Origin of the sequence: Enterobacter cloacae complex sp. 677-3DZ2D5B, from assembly GCF_004136695.1 — a bacterium.
GTDB classification, from domain to species: Bacteria; Pseudomonadota; Gammaproteobacteria; order Enterobacterales; family Enterobacteriaceae; genus Enterobacter; species Enterobacter hormaechei_C.
This window is the reverse complement of the sequence record NZ_QFLS01000005.1, coordinates 150,926-168,674: the sequence shown is the minus strand read 5'-3', so window position 1 is coordinate 168,674 and position 17,749 is coordinate 150,926. Positions and strand designations below refer to the sequence as shown.

Here is a 17,749-nt window from a genome sequence, read left to right as displayed (position 1 = left end):
ATACCGCCCGGTCTAAAAGGAGAGTTTATCATGAGTCTGGAAATCAACCAGATTGCCTTGCACCAGCTTATCAAGCGTGATGAGCAAACCCTTGAAGTGGTGCTGCGCGATTCGTTACTGGAACCAACGCCTACCGTTGTCGAGATGATGGCGGAGTTGCATCGCGTCTACAGCGCGAAAAATAAAGCCTATGGCTTGTTCAGCGAAGAGAGCGAACTGGCGGATAGCCTGCGCCTGCAACGTCAGGGCGAAGAGGATTTCCTGGCATTCAGCCGCGCTGCTACTGGCCGTCTGCGTGACGAACTGGCGAAATATCCCTTCGCCGATGGCGGTATCGTCCTGTTCTGCCACTACCGCTATCTGGCGGTAGAGTATCTCCTGGTCACCGTGCTGAATAACTTAAGCAGCATGCGCGTGAACGAGCAGCTGGATATCAGCTCAACGCACTACCTGGATATCAACCATGCGGATATTGTGGCGCGTATCGATTTAACCGAATGGGAAACCAACCCGGAATCGACGCGCTACCTGACCTTCCTTAAAGGTCGCGTGGGCCGCAAAGTGGCCGATTTCTTTATGGACTTCCTCGGTGCCAGCGAAGGGCTGAATGCCAAAGCGCAGAACAAAGGTCTCCTCCAGGCGGTGGATGACTTTACGGCTGAGGCGCAGCTTGATAAATCTGAGCGTCAAAACGTGCGTCAGCAGGTTTACAGCTACTGCAACGAGCAGTTACAGGCCGGGGAAGAGATTGAGCTGGAGTCGCTGTCCAAAGAGCTGGCAGGCGTCAGCGAAGTCAGCTTCCAGGAATTTACCGCGGAAAAAGGCTATGAGCTGGAAGAGAGCTTCCCGGCGGATCGCAGTACGCTGCGTCAGCTGACGAAATTTGCCGGTAGCGGCGGTGGGTTAACCATTAACTTTGATGCCATGCTGCTCGGGGAACGTATCTTCTGGGACCCGGCCACCGACACGCTGACCATTAAAGGCACGCCGCCGAATCTGCGCGACCAGCTTCAGCGTCGCACCTCAGGCGGTAAGTAACAGCCATAAAAAAACCCCGCAAACGCGGGGTTTTTCTCGACAGGTTTGCGATTACGCGCGAACGAAGTCGATGTGAGTCAGTTTTGGCTTGAACGCGTGACGCTGAACAGCCTGAACTTTCACTTTTTCTTCTTTACCGCCAACAACGATGGTCAGAACTTCGCTGTAGAACTCAGCTTTGGTCTGCATGTTCCATACTTTGTCGTGATCCAGTTCAATAGCAACTGGAGCAGCTTCGCCACCGTAAACGATAGCCGGGAACTTGTTTGCGGTACGCAGGCGGCGGCTCGCACCCTTACCCTGCACGTTACGTACTTCTGCTTCGATAGTGAACATTGATTTCTCTCTGTATTTAAAACCCTACTACAGGCGACCCAGCAGCAGGTGAGTGTTCTGCCTCACGGATGTGAAGCGGGCGGCATTTTATACTCAAATGGCTCGCGCATCAACGAAAAGTCCCGTTAACCGCGCAATTCGTTTGCCCGGCGAAAGCGTCCTTCATAGTCAAAGACCTTCTCACGTACCTGCCAGAACTGCCCTTTTTTGCGGGCGACAACAAAATCAGGATGCCGCAGCAACGCCTGCTGGCGCACGATATCGGCAACGGTTAGCCAGCGCAGCGGTACGCCAGGCGTGCGGGTATGCGGGCGGATAAAGAGCTGCTCGAACGCGGTGCGCTGGGCGGACGTCTGGACCCGGAACCGCTCGCTGACGTCTGCGCCATCCTCGTCGTAATAGGTGATTTTTAGCCACTCGCCTTTTTCATCCGCGCCGGGTTGTAAGGCCATGCCGGAACAGCGCAGCACCAGCGCATCCTTTAGTTTCAGCGCTGCTTTCAGCATGTCGTCCGGGTCGACCAGGACCGTGTCGCACTCCCGACAGCGGCGGGCGGCAATGTCGTTTTCAGCGTTGCACTGCGGGCAGTTTTTGAAGCGGAAGCGGAAATCACACTGTTCGCGATGGCCTTCATCGTCTTCAAACCAGCCCTGACAGCGGCGGCCAAAATGTTCAATCAGCGTGCCGTCGGCGGTGGTTTTCCCCCAGAAGGTGTTGGCAAACCCGCAGGCAGGGCAAAAAACCTGAACGGGAACGTTGTCGCTCTTGCCTTTTGGCGTGCCTACTTCTGGCGAATAGAGATCGTGCGGGTTACCGGCGTAATCAAGGATCAGACAGTCGGTTTTGCCCGGCGCCAGACGCAGCCCGCGGCCAACAATCTGCTGATACAGGCTGACGGATTCCGTCGGGCGAAGAATCGCAATCAGGTCGACGTGCGGGGCGTCAAAGCCGGTGGTTAGTACGGAGACATTCACCAGATAGCGGAACCGCTGAGCTTTGAAGTCCTCGATCAGGCTGTCGCGCTCCGGGCCGGGGGTTTCACCGGTAATTAACGCCGCGTCGTCGGCGGGCAGCAGCCCCGTAATTTCGCGCGCGTGTTCGACAGTGGCAGCAAAAATCATCACCCCTTTGCGCGTTTGTGCGAACTCTTCAATCTGGCTGATGATATGGGGCGTGATCCGCTTCTGTTTTTTCAGCTCATGGTTAAGATCTGCCTCGCTGAACAGCCCGTTGCTCTGCGCCTGTAAGCGGCTGAAATCGTACTGAACGACGGGCATATCCAGCCGCTCCGGCGGCGTCAGGTAGCCGTGCTTGATCATGTAGCGCAGCGGAAGCTCATAGATACAGTCGCGGAACAGGGCCTTTTCATCGCCACGCACCATGCCGTGATAATGAAACTGATAAATCCAGCCCTTGCCCAGACGAAACGGCGTGGCGGTGAGGCCAAGCAGACGGAGGTGAGGATTCACCTTTTTCAGATGAGTGAGGATTTGCTGATACTGGCTGTCGTCGTCATCGCTGATGCGATGACACTCATCGACAATCAGCAGGGAAAACTCGCTGCGAAACAGTTCCAGGTTGCGCGCAACGGATTGTACGCTGCCAAACACCACTTTTCCGTGGCTCTCTTTGCGCTTCAGTCCGGCGGCAAAAATGTCGGCCTCCAGGCCGAGCGCGCAATATTTGGCGTGGTTTTGCGCCACCAGCTCTTTGACGTGCGCCAGCACCAGCACGCGTCCGCGGGCCAGGCGCGCCAGTTCGGCAATCACCAGACTTTTACCGGCTCCGGTCGGGAGTACGATGGCGGCGGGCTCCCGATGCTTGCGAAACCAGGCGAGGGTGGCATCAACGGCTTCCTGCTGATAGGGGCGTAATGTGAACGTCATGGCTTCTCTATTCAGTTAACTCGCATATAGTATGCCACGAAACTTTTTCCCTTGAGTGGCGCAACCAGACCATTATACTGAACTGTTTCTGACTGCTTCTTTTTCGGACGCGTAGTCCGACTTCCAGCACCATTAAGGCTAAAAAGATTTCATGCGACTTGATAAGTTTATCGCTCAGCAACTCGGCGTAAGCCGCGCTATTGCCGGGCGTGAAATTCGCGCCAGCCGCGTAACCGTGGACGGCGACATTGTGAAAGACAGCGCTTTTAAACTCCAGCCTGAGCACCAGGTGGAGTATGACGGCAACCCGCTGACCCAGCAGAATGGCCCGCGCTACTTCATGCTCAACAAACCGGAAGGTTACGTCTGTTCAACGGACGATCCGGATCACCCGACGGTGCTCTACTTCCTCGACGAACCTGTGGCGCACAAGCTGCATGCGGCAGGGCGACTGGATATTGATACCACCGGCCTGGTGCTGATGACCGATGACGGCCAGTGGTCGCATCGCATCACCTCCCCGCGCCATCACTGTGAGAAAACCTATCGGGTGACGCTTGAGTCTCCGGTCTCGGATGACACGGCAGAGCAGTTCGCAAAAGGCGTTCAGCTGCATAATGAAAAAGATCTGACCAAACCGGCGGTGCTGGAAATCATCACTCCAACCGACGTGCGCCTGACCATCAGTGAAGGCCGCTATCACCAGGTGAAACGGATGTTTGCCGCCGTGGGCAACCACGTTGTGGGGCTGCATCGTGAACGTATCGGCGCGATTGCACTCGATCCAGACCTGGCGCCAGGGGAATATCGCCCGCTGACGGAAGAAGAGATTGCCAGCGTCGGGCTGCCTTCACGCTAAATTCAGGAGAACCCTGTGACCACCAGGCCACACTCGTCGTTTAAAATCGTATTTATCCTTGGCCTGTTGGCCATGCTGATGCCGCTGTCTATCGATATGTATCTGCCCGCGCTGCCGGTGATTTCCGCGCAGTTTGGCGTACCGGCAGGCAGCGCACAGATGACGCTCAGCACCTACATTCTTGGTTTTGCGCTCGGCCAGCTCTTTTATGGCCCAATGGCAGACAGCCTGGGGCGTAAACCAGTTATTCTGGGGGGGACATTGATATTTGCCGCGGCGGCGGTGGCCTGCGCGCTGGCGCAGAGTATCGATCAGCTGATTGTGATGCGTTTCTTCCATGGCCTGGCGGCGGCTGCGGCAAGCGTGGTAATTAACGCGCTGATGCGCGACGTCTACCCGAAGGAAGAGTTCTCACGCATGATGTCGTTCGTCATGCTGGTCACGACAATTGCGCCGCTGGTCGCCCCCATGGCGGGCGGGGCGGTGCTGGTTTGGTTCAGCTGGCATGCGATTTTCTGGATCCTGGCGATTGCCGCGCTGCTGGCCTCGGTGATGATCTTCGTCTTTATCGATGAAACGCTGCCGGTCGAGCGACGTCAGAAGTTCCACGTTCGCACCACGCTTGGCAACTTTGCCTCGCTGTTTCGCCATAAGCGTGTGCTCAGTTATATGCTTGCCAGCGGCTTCAGCTTTGCCGGAATGTTCTCGTTCCTGAGTGCGGGGCCGTTTGTGTACATCGAACTGAACCATGTGTCACCCCAGCATTTTGGTTACTACTTCGCGCTGAATATTGTGTTCCTGTTTGTGATGACCATTATCAACAGCCGCTTTGTCCGGCGGGTTGGGGCGCTGAATATGTTCCGCGCCGGGCTGTGGATCCAGTTCGTGATGGCTATCTGGCTGGTATTGAGCGCGTTGCTGGGCGTCGGTTTCTGGGCGCTGGTGGTGGGCGTGGCGGCGTTTGTCGGCTGCGTGTCGATGGTTTCATCCAACGCGATGGCGGTGATCCTCGACGAATTCCCGCATATGGCGGGCACCGCCTCGTCGCTGGCAGGAACGTTCCGTTTCGGGATAGGCGCGATAGTCGGGGCGCTGCTCTCGACGGCAACGTTTAATACCGCCTGGCCGATGCTGTGGGCGATTGCCCTCTGCGCGACCTGCTCCATTCTTTTTTATCTTTACGCCAGCCGGCCGCGAAAGACGGCGCATAAATGACCACTTAAGGCCCGATACGGGCCTTTTTGTTGACCCATATCAACCAACCCTACGTTCGTTTACCCTGTGTTTGTTTCTTTTATGTAAAATCTATTTATGTAAAAAGTCACATCATTGTATTTAAAAAGGTTGAGTTAGATCGCAGAAACGGGTACATATAGCGCCGACGCGAGCCTGCAACGCCTATAAAATCCGCTAAACAGTGCAGGTTGTCGATGATGTGTTACTATAAATGTAAATAAATTGTGAAGTAAATTTGCTTCCGGGGATCTGAACGTGAATACATTACAACTCTCCATTGTCCATCGCTTGCCCCAGAGCTATCGCTGGTCGACGGGTTTTGCAGGTTCGAAAGTTGAACCGATTCCGCAAAGCGTTGCCGGGGAGGATAATTGCCTGGTGGCGCTCAAACTGCTCAGCCCGAGCGATGAAAATGCGTGGCCGGTTATGGAACGTCTCAGCCAGGCGCTGACGGACATCGAAGTGGACAGCTCCGTGCTGGAATGCGAAGGTGAGCCGTGCCTGTTTGTTAACAGCCAGGATGAGTTTGCCGCCACCTGTCGTCTGAAAAACTTCGGCGTGGCCATTGCCGAGCCGTTCTCCGGTCAATACCCTTTCTGAGTGCTAGTCAGCGGACAATAGCTGGCGCGTGTAATCCTGCGTCGGCGCGGTGAATACGCGCTGGCACTCTCCCTGCTCCACGACTTCTCCCTGCCGCAATACCACCACCTGATGGCAAAGCGCACGCACCACCTGTAAATCGTGGCTGATAAAGATATAGGCCAGCCGATGCTTTTCCTGTAGCCCCTTCAGCAGCGCCAGAATTTGCGCCTGCACGGTGCGGTCCAGGGAAGAGGTTGGCTCGTCCAGCACGATCAGCTCCGGTTTCAGGATCAGCGCGCGGGCAATCGCTATACGCTGGCGCTGTCCGCCAGAAAACTCAGCCGGATACCGGTGCCGGGTCTCGGGATCTAAACCCACTTCCTCCATCACCCGCTTCACGTCGATTTCACGCTGTTGCGCCGTCATTGTCGGCTGGTGGACGCGCAGGCCCTCTTCAATAATCTGTAATACGCTCAGGCGCGGGTTAAGCGAAGAGTTTGGATCCTGAAATACCACCTGCATCCGCGGGCGGACAGGAAGCATCATCCGGCGATTCAGGTTTTGCAGCGGCATGCCGTCAAAGACAATGCTTCCCTGAGAGGCGATCAGGCGCAGCAGCGCCAGGCCGGTGGTGCTTTTGCCCGAGCCGGATTCGCCCACAAGCCCAAGCGACTCACCCGGACGCAGAGCGAAACTCATGTCTTTCAGGACATGATTGTGATCGACCACGCGACGGAGAATGCCTTTGCGGATCGGGAATGACACCGACAGCCCCTCAACGCTCAGCAACGGCGCGCAGTCAGCGTTAAGCGGAACCGGGTCGCCAGCGGGTTCGCTATCGAGCAGGCGCTGTGTATACGGGTGCTGAGGCGCGCTCAGCAGGGCGGATGCCCGGTTCTGTTCCACGCAGCGGCCGTTTTGCATCACGGCCACCGTGTCAGCAAGCTTTTTCACGATGCTCAGGTTGTGCGTAATGAACAACAGGCTCATGTTCAGCTCGTCGCGAAGCTCGCGCAGCAGTTGCAGAATTTGCGCCTGCACCGTGACGTCCAGCGCGGTGGTGGGTTCATCGGCAATCAGCAGTTCGGGGCGTGTGAGCAGGGCCATTGCGATCATCACGCGCTGGCGCTCGCCGCCGGAAAGCTGGTGCGGGAAATCGTTCAGCCGTTTCGCCGCATGACGAATACCGGTGCGTTCAAGGCAGTCCAGAATTTCACCCCGCGCTGCCTCTTTACGCATTCCCCGATGAAGGGACAGCACTTCATAGAGCTGTTTTTCCAGCGTATGCAGAGGGTTGAGCGACACCATCGGCTCCTGAAAAATCATGGCGATGTTATTGCCACGAATGCCGCGCAGGGTTTGCTCGTCAGCGTTCAGCAGCGATTGTCCATGGAACAGAATATCCCCCTGCGGATAGCTGACCGGCGGGGAGGGGAGCAGGCGCAGCACCGAAAGTGCCGAGACGCTTTTACCGGAACCGGATTCCCCGACCAGCGCCAGCGTCTCTCCGCGCTGGATCTGCAACGATAAATCCGTCACTACCGTGCGTGATTCGCCCTGCTTTGAAAACGCAATCGACAGGTTTTCTATGCTCAGAAGAGGCCGGGTCATGTCATACCGCCTTGTTGGGATCGAAGGCATCGCGCACGGCTTCGCCAATAAAAATCAGCAGGGAAAGCAGCACCGCCACGGAGAGGAATGCGGTGATGCCCAGCCAGGGGGCCTGGAGATTGTTTTTGCCCTGCAACAGCAGTTCGCCAAGGGACGGTGAGCCCAGTGGCAAACCGAAACCAAGAAAATCAAGCGACGTCAGGGTGGTAATGGAGCTGCACAAAATAAATGGCAGGAAGGTGAGGGTCGCCACCACCGCATTGGGAAGCATGTGGCGGAAGATAATTGCGCGATCGCTCACGCCTAACGCTTGCGCGGCGCGAATATAGTCGTAATTCCGCGTGCGCAGAAACTCCGCGCGCACCACGCCGACCAGCGCCATCCAGCCGAACAGGACGGTGATCCCGAGCAGCCACCAGAAGCCAGGCTGTACCACACTGGACAGCAGGATAATCAGAAACAGCGTTGGCATACCGGACCAGACTTCAATCACGCGCTGTCCCCATAAATCTATTTTACCCCCGTAATAGCCTTGCACGGCGCCCGCCACAACGCCCATTACGCTGCTAAAGAGCGTCAGCATCAGCCCAAACAGGAGCGAGATGCGGGTGCCATAGAGGATACGCGCCAGCACATCGCCGCCGTTGGCGTCCGTTCCCAGCCAGTTTTGCGCGGAAGGCGGCGAAGGGAAGGGGGTAGACGTGGCGAAGTTAATACTGTTCGCGCCAAAACGAATCGGTGCCCAGATAGCCCAGCCGTGCTGCGCTATCTGCTCACGTAACCAGGGATCCTGGTACTCGGCTGGCGTCACAAATGGGCCGCCAAAATCGCTTTCGCTATAGGTAGTAAGCACCGGTACATACCAGCGGTCTTTGAAATGCACCAGCAGGGGTTTATCGTTGGCAATCAGTTCCGAACACATACTTAAAGCGAACAGGACGGCGAAGATCCACAGCGACCAGTAGCCGCGACGGTTGTGGCGAAAGCGCGCCCAGCGGGCCTGATTGACGGGGCTTAAACGCGACATCAGCGGCCCTCAAAATCGATACGGGGATCGACCAGCGTATAGCTGATATCGCTGATGATGTTCAGCAGCAGGCCGATCAGGGTGAAAATGTAGAGTGTGCCAAACATCACCGGATAATCACGGGAGACGGTGGCCTCATAGCCCAGCAGCCCTAATCCGTTGAGCGAGAACATCACTTCTATCAGCAACGAGCCGGTAAAAAACATACTGATGAACGTGGCGGGGAAACCTGCAATCACCAGCAGCATGGCGTTACGAAAAACGTGCTTCCACATGATCTGCTTTTCACCGACGCCTTTGGCGCGCGCGGTGACGACGTACTGTTTGCGGATCTCATCAAGAAAGGCGTTTTTGGTCAGCATCGTAAGCGCCGCAAAACCGCCGATGACCGTCGCCAGCACCGGCAGCGTGATGTGCCAGAAGTAATCGGTGATTTTCTGATACCACGGCAGCGTGCTGAAATCCGCGGAGACCAGCCCGCGCAGCGGGAAGAGGTCGAAATAACTGCCGCCTGCGAAAAACACAATCAACAGCACGGCAAACAGAAACGCCGGAATAGCGTAGCCGATGATAATAAACGTACTGCTCCAGATATCGAAACGGCTACCGTTGTAGACCGCTTTCCTTATCCCCAGCGGAATGGAGACCAGATAAATAATCAGCGTCCCCCACAGTCCGAGCGTGATGGAAACCGGCAGGCTTTGTTTGATCAGGGTTAACACCGAGGCGCTGCGAAACAGGCTGTCGCCAAAATCGAAACGGACATAATCCCATAGCATCCTGAAATAGCGCTCGTGCAGCGGCTTGTCAAAACCATAGCGATGGGTGATCTCGGCGATCACCTCCGGATCCAGTCCCCGACCGCCCCGGTAGTGGCTTTCGCTGATGTTGCCCACGCCCGTCCGGGCATGGCTGGCCCCCATTCCTTCGCCGCCGCCGCCCGGCATGCCGCCAGCGTGACCAAATTCTATTGCCGCAATCGCCTGGTCCACCGGACCGCCGGGGGCGATCTGGACGATAAAAAAGTTAATGGTAATGATGGCCCACAGCGTCGGGATCACTAACAGCAGCCGGCGGATAAGATAAGCGCCCATCGTCACTCCTTAACGCCGCTCTGCGGGCAATTTTGCGGCTTTATTCACGTCATACCACCAGGTGTCAAAGCCGAGGGTGTAAACCGGGCGAACGGCAGGCAGGGAGAATTTATCCCAGCGGGCCACGCGATCTTCGCCCATATACCACATCGGCAGCATGTAATAGTTCCAGGTTAATACCCGATCGAGCGCGCGGCCAAGCGGCAGAAGCTTGTTCTTATCGCCCTGAGCGGCCACAATTTTTGCAATCAGCGCATCAATCACCGGGCTCTTTACGCCCGGGGCGTTGTAGGAGGAGTCGATATACCCCGATGCCCAGGAGATTTGCAGATCTGAACTCGGCCACGGCTGGGCGGCCCACAGGGTCTGCATCATATCGTAATCGCGACTGCGCTTGCGGTTAGTCAACTGGGCCATATCGACCTGGCGGATATTCATAGTGACGCCAAGCCGGGCAAGGTTCTTCTTAAACGGCAGCACCCACTGATCGTTTGCGCCAGAGGCAATCAGCAGTTCGAAGCTGAGCGGTTTACCGGTTTGCGCATTAACCCGTTGCCGATTTTTCAGCACCCAGCCAGCGTCATCCAGCAGGTTGCTGGCTTTCAGCAGGTTGTCCCGGTCGAACCCGTTTCCGTCGGATTTGGGCGGTTCAAATATGCGGGTGAACACCTCCGGCGGTAGCTCCGCTTTCATTGGCGCCAGCAAAACCAGCTCGTCCGCGTGGGGATAATCACGGGCGGCATATTCAGTATTCTGGAAATAGCTGTTCGCCCGGCTGTAGGCTCCGTAAAACAGCGCTTTGTTCATCCATTCGAAATCAAACGCCAGGGTAATGGCTTCACGCACCCGACGATCGGAAAAAAACGGGCGCTGAATATTAAACGCCAGCCAGCGCGTGTCCTGCGCGGATTCGTTTTTGTGTTCGTCTTTAACGATATAGCCTTTCGCGAAATTTTTTCCGATATAGCGGGTCGCCCAGTTTTTGGCGCTGTTCTCGACACGTAAATCAAATGCGCCTGCCTTAAATGCCTCGAAGGCCACGTTATCATCCAGGTAGTAGTCGTAGCGGATTGTATCGAAGTTCCAGCGGCCCCGGTTTACCGGCAGCGTGGCTGCCCAGTAATCTTTCACACGGGAATAGATCACATACTGGCCCATTCGCCAGTCGGTAATGCGATACGGCCCTCCGGCCAGCGGCGGGGTAGAGAGGGGATCGCTCAGCTTATGGTTTTTCCAGAAGGATTCGGGCATGACGGGCAGGGAGAACAGGCTCAGCATATTCTCTTTGTTCGCCTCAGGGAGTTCGATTCGCACGGTCAGCGGGGCGATGGCTTTCACCGTGGTGCCCTTGTACACCAGACGAAACTGTGGCACGCCTTCGGTCATAAATTTATGAAAGGTGAACGCCACGTCGCGGGCGCTAACCGGCGTACCGTCGTGAAAACGCGCCCGCGGATTAATCGCGATTTCTGCCCAGCTGAAATCTTCGGCGTAACGTACGTTCTCGGCGACCAGGGGATAATAGCTGCCGGGCTCGTCGTCGGAGGTGACGAACAGCGTGTCATAGAGGGATTCGGTACGCGCTGCCGCTACGCCGCGCAGGGCAAAGCGGTTAAAGTTGTCAAATGTTCCCGTGGCGGAAAGCGTCACGTTTCCGCCTTTCGGGGCGGCTGGGTTGACGTAATCGTAGTGGTTAAAGTTAACCGCGTACTTCGGCTCGCCAATGACGGCAAAGGCCGTGCTCTCTTTGATGGTCTGCGCCTGGCTCGACAGGCTCACCAGCGCCAACAGCGTCAACACAACGCGCATAATCATAGTGCGGCGGATCCCTTTGTTCACAGACAGGCTCGGTTGAACAGAATAATAAGGGACAGCGCCGTGATTGTGAAATTATTCCCCGAGCGTGATATCGGGTTGCCACGTCCTGAACTGCTCCAGCGGCATCGGGCGGCCAATCCAGTAGCCCTGAAGATAGTTTACGCCATGCTCGCGCAGCCACGCCGCCTGCTCGGGCGTTTCAACACCCTCGGCGACGGTTATCATATTCAGACGTTCTGCCAGCGTCAGCACCGCGTCAAGCACTGGCGAGGTGACGGTTTCAGTCCCGATGGCATTCACGAAGCCACGGTCAATTTTCAGGTAATCCATCGTGAAGCGTTCCAGATAGATCAGCGCGCTGTGGCCAGTGCCAAAATCATCGATAGCGATTTCAAAACCTTCATTGTGCAGCCATTCGAACAGCTGATTTGCCTCGCGGTGGTTAATCATGTCGCGCTCGGTTATTTCCAGCACAATCTGGAAGTGATCGGGCGGAAGGGCGGCGAGAAACGCGCGCATATCACCTTTAAAGCTTTCCGCATGCAGATGCCCGGGCGCGATGTTGATCCCAAACTTGGCCCCAGGCGGGAGCACCGTTTGCAGAACAGGGGCATCGCGGATAATCAGGTCAAAAAGATGCAGCGTCAGCGGGACAATCAGCTTCTGCGCTTCAGCGAAGTTAATAAAGGCATCCGGTGGAATTTCGCCCATCACCGGATGCTTCCAGCGCATCAGGACTTCCAGCCCGGTCATTCTGAGCGACTGCGCATCCACGACGGGTTGATAGACCACGTAAAACTGGTCGTGCTTGATGGCCGTGAGGATCTCTTTTCCCGGATTGAGACGGATAGTAAGAATATAGAAATTCAACAGGCCCGCCGCGATACCGCAGACCAGGCCGAAAAACACCGCGTAGAGCAGTTCATCGGTTGTCCAGGCTTGCGCATAAACGTTAACGGTCAATGGAATATTTTTCAGCGTGGCGCTACGGGCAGGGACGTCAGGCAAATCCCGCGCCTGGATCAGCATTCCGGACTGTGTAGATAACGCGGAATCGCCAATGACGATCGATATCCCGGCAAATTCATCCTGACGTGACGTATAGAGAAGATAAGGCGACAGGTTGAGGTTGACGGACGTAAACACGCCGCCGTCTTTCACCAGCGGATTGCGATACCAGATGGCGATCGCGGGCTTATCCGGCAGCATTGGCGTGCCCGGCAGGAGCGCGATATCAACAGGTTTGCTGATATGTAGCTGAGGGATAAGCTTTTCCATCGGGGTATTCATCGGGCCTGTTGCCGAGGAGCAGAAGGCCTGTTTATCCCTGACCAGCAAAAAGGCGCGCACGTTGATGCTAAAGGCCGCCCGGGAGGTCAGGGCGGCACTCACTTCCTCGCAGCTGTTCAGCGTGAGTGGCTGGAGCGTATCAATCGACATTTTGAGCTCATCGAAATAGCTCTCCATGTAAACGCTTAAATCGGTAATGAGAGTATCGAATCTGACGTCTCGCTTGTGATAACTCCAGTAAAACTGTAATGCTCCCAGAAGCAGGGCAGTGAATAACCCTGTAAGGAAACTGATAAACAGTATCTTGCGGTTGCTGGAGAAGTAGCGGGTTAACATAGATGTCGTGATTCCTGAAATGCCGCTGGATAGTTATCAGTGTAACGGGCAAAAAAAAACACTGCCGGAGCAGTGCTTTTTTTATCGTATCGCCAGCCAAGGGATAACCAACGATACGACAACAATATTAACTACGGCTCAGAACGCGGCGAGCTTCGTTGTAGCGTTTCTTCCAGTAAGGTTCGTTCATGCTGGAAATCGTCACACCGCTGCTGGTGGAAGCATGGACAAACTGATCGTTACCGATATAGATGCCAACGTGTCGACCGGTTGAACCTGCTCTGAACAGGACTAAATCGCCCGTGCGTAGTTTAGTACGCGAAATGGACTTGCCCATTTCCTGCTGTTCATAGGTAGAACGCGGAAGGTCTAACCCAAACTGCTCACGGAACGTACGCTGTACGAAAGCGGAACAATCGATGCCTTTCTTGGTGCTGCCGCCCAGACGGTAACGCACGCCTTTCCAGTCAGCATACTGATCCATAATACGCGACTTAACGTCGAGATTACGTACCATATTTTCAAATTCATCCTGAGAGGCTTGCAGTGAAGAGGAATCTTCCATTCCCACAACACGCGTCTCAGGATGCATATTCTTCGCGGTATTCGTCGTACTACATGCCGAAAGCAGAACCGCCACTGCAATCGCCGGGATCCCCCGCAAGATATATCTCAAGATTGGTTGAGATTTGACCATTTTGTTTGTTTTCCCTTGAAGTCCTTAACGAAAATATCGTTATAAAAATGCCAACCGTGACGAGACTAATTATCTGTTCACAATGAGACAATTCTTTATGGTGAAAACTGTGGCTCAACGCACAAAATTATTCACCATGATAATAATTATCTCAGTGGGGCAAAACGAGTTCGAGGTTAACCGATTGCACGGGGTATTGCGAGCAAAAAAGTCCGATTTTTTATAAGAAAATGTGATACACAAAGTTACAGCGCGGAATTGCTCAAAATGCCGCCATTCATACCGATAATCCCTGCAATTGCTTCATTTTTATCACGAATTGTATGACAGGATGATGACAGCGTTGAATGACGCCGGAAAGAAGAGACTCAGGGACCGAAAACGATCCCCGATGAATGGTGTTAATTTGCGTTATTTATTTGTTTCTGACTTGTTTAAATTTACCGGGAAGATAGCGATCAAAAATACCTATTACGCGATCGCTCAGTGGGGTCATCAGCACCCACGGTAAACCAATTAACACCGCCGTGAGGGAGCCTACGGCGATATCTGTCAGCCAGTGAGCACCAATCATCACTCGCGGGAATGCAAATACCACCACAATAACCAGGGCGATGGCGAAGGCTTTTTTACCAAAATAGCGCAGCATGAAGCCTGCAAAAATTAGCAGCATCATACCGTGGTCGCCCGGGAAACTGTCCTTCGAGGCATCTTTGGTTGGAATATGAAGCAGCTCGCTGACGCGGTTAATATTCGGGAAAAAGAGCGACGGACTGGCGCGTTTAACCGGCATCAGATGCTGCGCCAGCTGGTTGATAATCACGGCCGTCAGCAGCATCACCAGGCCGATAATCAGAATACGGCGACGACCCGTTTTGTCTTCCTTCAGCCAGAAGGAGAGCATCAGACAGCCCATTGCCAGCAGCGAACAGCCGTCAAACGCGCGGTTGTTGGTGATCGCCACCAGCCACAGGAAGGCTTCACTCTTCGCCAGCGCCTGGTTAAAGAAGTGGAACAGCCCGGAATCCAGCGGGAACCAGAAACCGTGATCCGCCGGGATATACCAGGAGAAAAAGAGCGCCAGACCGGCAGCGTTGAGCAATAAAATAGCAGGAAGTCGAGTCGTCATAGTCTTCAGCAATGTGTGAAATCAGGGGCAACGTTAGCCGCCCAAACTTAAACGAAGCTTCAACAGGCTTGACTGGAGAGCATTCCAGTCGGTTTTAACCGCACTAATTAACTCTATCCGGCTGTCGGGTGGCGCGACATTCTGGGTTTCAATAAAGAAATCCTCGCCCTGACGGTTAATGCGCACCAGACCATCCGGAGTGCGCATGATCCCTTTTACCCGCTCAACCGGCGCCAGTCTCGCCCATTCCAGTATACCAATGGTGTCGAAAACCGTATCGGCATCGAAGATCCACCCGCAGGCCTGGTGCCCCTGACCGCTGTTCAAATTTCGACGCCAGCGCTGATGTTCCGGCAGGCTCAGTGCAGCCAGGCCTTGCTTCGCGCCGTGGCTATGCGAATGCTCTGCGCTGGCAGGCAGTTGCGTCTGGTTGAGGCGGGGAAGATCGAGCAGGGCGCCATCAATGTTGCCCTGGGTGGTCTGCACGTATTGACGTCCACCGCCAGCCTGCTGCCACCAGGACTCGAACGCGGCCTGACTCTCAGCCGTCGCGCGATCGGATTTATTCGCCACGATAATATCTGCCGAGGCGAGCTGGTCGCGGAAATTGTCGTTGTTGATCGTTTTTTCATCCAGCAGCTGGCGGGGGTCGAGCAGGCAAAGCGTCGCACGCAGCTCAAGCCACGGCTCGTAGACCGGGGCGGTCAGTAAATCAAGGATTTGCTTAGGATGACCCAGCCCGGTAGGCTCAATCAGCAACCGGTCCGGCTTGCCCTGACGCAGCAGCGTATTCAGCCCGACCTGCATCGGCAGACCATTCACGCAGCACATACACCCGCCCGGGATCTCTTTCACCATCGCGCCGCTGTCGGCGAGCAACGCGCCGTCGATGCCGACTTCGCCAAATTCGTTGACCAGCACGGCCCACTTTTCCGCCGGATCTTTATTGGCCAGCAAATGCAGAATGGACGTAGTTTTACCGCTGCCGAGAAAACCGGTGATCAGGTTGGTTTTGGTCACGTGCGCTCCGATAAATAATTGTGATGTAGTAACAACTACCTATCATCCTGACGAAAAAATCGGGCATTGAGAAGAGGGAGGGCGAACGGAGCGTAATGCCGTTCGCCATAAACGCAATAATCGCTAAATTTTTAACGTTTCGATAACGGCCTGGTGCGCGCCGAGCCGGACGAGGCGCTGGTACGCGCCGGTAATTGCCTCGACAAAGACAGGGTTTTGCGGCAGGTCGTCGCCAAAGATTTCATTTAACGTCAGCAGGGCGCTAACGCGTTCTGCGTCGCTGCTGGTGGCGACAATGGCCTGGAACTTGTCGCTCAGCGGATCGCGGACGTCAATGGCGTTGCCCTGTTCGTCCGTCCCGCTGACGTAGCGCATCCAGCCCGCCACCCCCAGCGCCAGTAATGGCCAGGCGGTGTTACGCTCAAGATGCATGCGGATCCCATCCAGCATGCGTTGCGGCAGCTTCTGGCTGCCGTCCATGGCGATTTGCCATGTACGATGCTGTAGGGCCGGGTTGGCGAAGCGGTCAAGCAGGCTGTCAGCATAGGCTGTCAGATCAACGTTGGTGATGCGCAGCGTAGGGGCCTGCTCATTCAGCATCAGCCTGCGGGCAGCCTCGCGGAAGCTGTCGTCCTGCATACATTCATTTATGTGTGCGTAGCCGGCAAGGTAGCCCAGATACGCCAGGAAGGAGTGGCTGCCGTTCAGCATCCGCAGCTTCATCTGCTCCCAGGGCAGGACATCCTCAACCATCTGTACGCCTGCCACCTCCCACTCCGGACGTCCGGCGACAAAGTTATCTTCCACTACCCACTGAATGAACGGTTCACAGCTGATGGCGCAGGGATCTTCAACGCCAAGTTCCTGGGTGATTTCCGCGAGTGAGGCGTCGGTGGCGGCGGGCACGATCCGGTCGACCATGGTGCCAGGGAAGCTCACGTGTGCCTCGATCCATGCGGCCAGCTCTGCGGAACGCTTTCCGGCCATGCCGAGAACAGCATTTTTCACCACGTGGCCGTTGTCGGGAATATTGTCGCAGGAGAGCACGGTAAACGCCGGCAGGCCACGCTCGCGGCGGCGATGAAGCGCTTCGACCAGAATACCCGGTGCGGAATGTGGTTCAGACGGATGCTCGAGATCGTGCAGGATGCGGCTGTTCTGCATATCCAGTTTTCCCGTCGCCGGATCGATGCAGTAGCCTTTTTCGGTAATGGTGAGGGAGACAATTGCCACCTGTGGTTCGCAGAACTTCTCAATAATGGCTGCCAGCGAGTCGAGTTTGGCGTTCAGGCACTCTTTTACTGCACCGATAATAATGGGCTGATTGCCTTCGGCACCTTTCTCCAGAACGGTAAACAGATGATCCTGCGCCCGGAGCTGGCGCATAAGGACATCGCCGCTAAAGAGGCTAATCTCACAAATTCCCCAGTCGCCTCCTCTGGCATTTAGTACCCGGTTTGTTAACAACGCCTGATGCGCCCGGTGGAACGCGCCAAAACCGAAATGGACGATGCGGGAGCGTAACTGCTCGCGATCGTAGCGGGGCTGCTGGACATGAGCAGGAAGCGCGGTGGAGGCAATAGTCTTCATGTAGTACACACCTGATTAACCATTAATTAACAATGCCAGTGTAAAGTTATATGACAACAAATTAAATTGGTAAGCCGTAAATATCCCTGTTATGTGAGTTTGATCAATCAATGTCACGCGCTGTATTGACCACTTCGATTAAACATGTATGGTAGTCGTCATTGAGGTAACACATATTGGTATAACAACTTGAGAGGGTG

At 55.4% G+C, this 17,749-nt stretch carries 15 protein-coding genes; 4 read left to right on the top strand and 11 right to left on the bottom strand.

What is annotated here, in order from left to right; genetic code table 11:
* Positions 1 to 30: 30 nt before the first annotated feature.
* Complete coding sequence (gene yejK, locus DD597_RS08005) at positions 31 to 1,038, top strand: nucleoid-associated protein YejK (protein WP_017383403.1); 1,008 nt, start codon at positions 31 to 33, stop codon at positions 1,036 to 1,038.
* Between the two features lie 51 nt (positions 1,039 to 1,089).
* Here the strand turns inward: yejK and rplY are convergent, their stop codons facing one another.
* Both rplY and DD597_RS07995 read right to left on the bottom strand, forming a co-directional pair.
* Complete coding sequence (rplY, locus tag DD597_RS08000) at positions 1,090 to 1,374, bottom strand: 50S ribosomal protein L25 (RefSeq protein WP_003859376.1); 285 nt, start codon at positions 1,372 to 1,374, stop codon at positions 1,090 to 1,092.
* A 125-nt stretch (positions 1,375 to 1,499) separates the two neighbouring features.
* Positions 1,500 to 3,260: a DEAD/DEAH box helicase gene (locus DD597_RS07995; protein WP_022651520.1), complete on the bottom strand. Its 1,761-nt coding sequence runs from the start codon at positions 3,258 to 3,260 to the stop codon at positions 1,500 to 1,502.
* A 151-nt stretch (positions 3,261 to 3,411) separates the two neighbouring features.
* Between DD597_RS07995 and rsuA the strand changes: the two genes are divergently transcribed.
* The 3 genes from rsuA to DD597_RS07980 all read left to right on the top strand — a co-directional run bounded on the left by rsuA (position 3,412) and on the right by DD597_RS07980 (position 5,955).
* Entirely contained in the window at positions 3,412 to 4,119 is a 708-nt protein-coding gene (gene rsuA, locus DD597_RS07990; protein ID WP_045896180.1) for a 16S rRNA pseudouridine(516) synthase RsuA, read from the top strand.
* A gap of 15 nt (positions 4,120 to 4,134) precedes the next feature.
* Positions 4,135 to 5,334 carry a Bcr/CflA family multidrug efflux MFS transporter gene (locus DD597_RS07985; protein ID WP_129256081.1) on the top strand — a complete coding sequence of 400 codons (1,200 nt, stop codon included), beginning with the start codon at positions 4,135 to 4,137 and terminating at the stop codon, positions 5,332 to 5,334.
* Positions 5,335 to 5,610: 276 nt separating this feature from the next.
* Positions 5,611 to 5,955, top strand: a complete 345-nt coding sequence (locus tag DD597_RS07980) for a YejG family protein (RefSeq protein ID WP_003859372.1) — start codon at positions 5,611 to 5,613, stop codon at positions 5,953 to 5,955.
* A 3-nt stretch (positions 5,956 to 5,958) separates the two neighbouring features.
* Here the strand turns inward: DD597_RS07980 and yejF are convergent, their stop codons facing one another.
* The 9 genes from yejF to DD597_RS07935 all read right to left on the bottom strand — a co-directional run bounded on the left by yejF (position 5,959) and on the right by DD597_RS07935 (position 17,549).
* Positions 5,959 to 7,548, bottom strand: coding sequence for a microcin C ABC transporter ATP-binding protein YejF (gene yejF / locus DD597_RS07975; protein ID WP_003859371.1), 1,590 nt, complete (start codon positions 7,546 to 7,548; stop codon positions 5,959 to 5,961).
* 1 nt (position 7,549) lies between these two features.
* Complete coding sequence (locus tag DD597_RS07970) at positions 7,550 to 8,575, bottom strand: ABC transporter permease (RefSeq protein WP_003859370.1); 1,026 nt, start codon at positions 8,573 to 8,575, stop codon at positions 7,550 to 7,552.
* Positions 8,575 to 9,669 carry a microcin C ABC transporter permease YejB gene (locus tag DD597_RS07965; RefSeq protein ID WP_003859369.1) on the bottom strand — a complete coding sequence of 365 codons (1,095 nt, stop codon included), beginning with the start codon at positions 9,667 to 9,669 and terminating at the stop codon, positions 8,575 to 8,577. Before DD597_RS07965 ends, DD597_RS07970 begins: the two co-directional genes overlap by 1 nt.
* Before the next feature lie 9 nt (positions 9,670 to 9,678).
* Positions 9,679 to 11,484 carry an extracellular solute-binding protein gene (locus DD597_RS07960; protein ID WP_032609709.1) on the bottom strand — a complete coding sequence of 602 codons (1,806 nt, stop codon included), beginning with the start codon at positions 11,482 to 11,484 and terminating at the stop codon, positions 9,679 to 9,681.
* Between the two features lie 75 nt (positions 11,485 to 11,559).
* Positions 11,560 to 13,113, bottom strand: coding sequence for a cyclic di-GMP phosphodiesterase (locus DD597_RS07955; protein ID WP_032609708.1), 1,554 nt, complete (start codon positions 13,111 to 13,113; stop codon positions 11,560 to 11,562).
* A gap of 127 nt (positions 13,114 to 13,240) precedes the next feature.
* Positions 13,241 to 13,810, bottom strand: a complete 570-nt coding sequence (mepS, locus tag DD597_RS07950; protein WP_003859364.1) for a bifunctional murein DD-endopeptidase/murein LD-carboxypeptidase — start codon at positions 13,808 to 13,810, stop codon at positions 13,241 to 13,243.
* Between the two features lie 415 nt (positions 13,811 to 14,225).
* Positions 14,226 to 14,939 carry a phosphatase PAP2 family protein gene (locus DD597_RS07945; RefSeq protein ID WP_003859363.1) on the bottom strand — a complete coding sequence of 238 codons (714 nt, stop codon included), beginning with the start codon at positions 14,937 to 14,939 and terminating at the stop codon, positions 14,226 to 14,228.
* Between the two features lie 33 nt (positions 14,940 to 14,972).
* A complete protein-coding gene (locus DD597_RS07940) occupies positions 14,973 to 15,959 on the bottom strand; it encodes a GTP-binding protein (protein ID WP_129256080.1) in 987 nt (328 codons plus the stop codon).
* A gap of 123 nt (positions 15,960 to 16,082) precedes the next feature.
* Positions 16,083 to 17,549: a mannitol dehydrogenase family protein gene (locus DD597_RS07935; RefSeq protein ID WP_129256079.1), complete on the bottom strand. Its 1,467-nt coding sequence runs from the start codon at positions 17,547 to 17,549 to the stop codon at positions 16,083 to 16,085.
* Positions 17,550 to 17,749 lie beyond the last annotated feature (200 nt).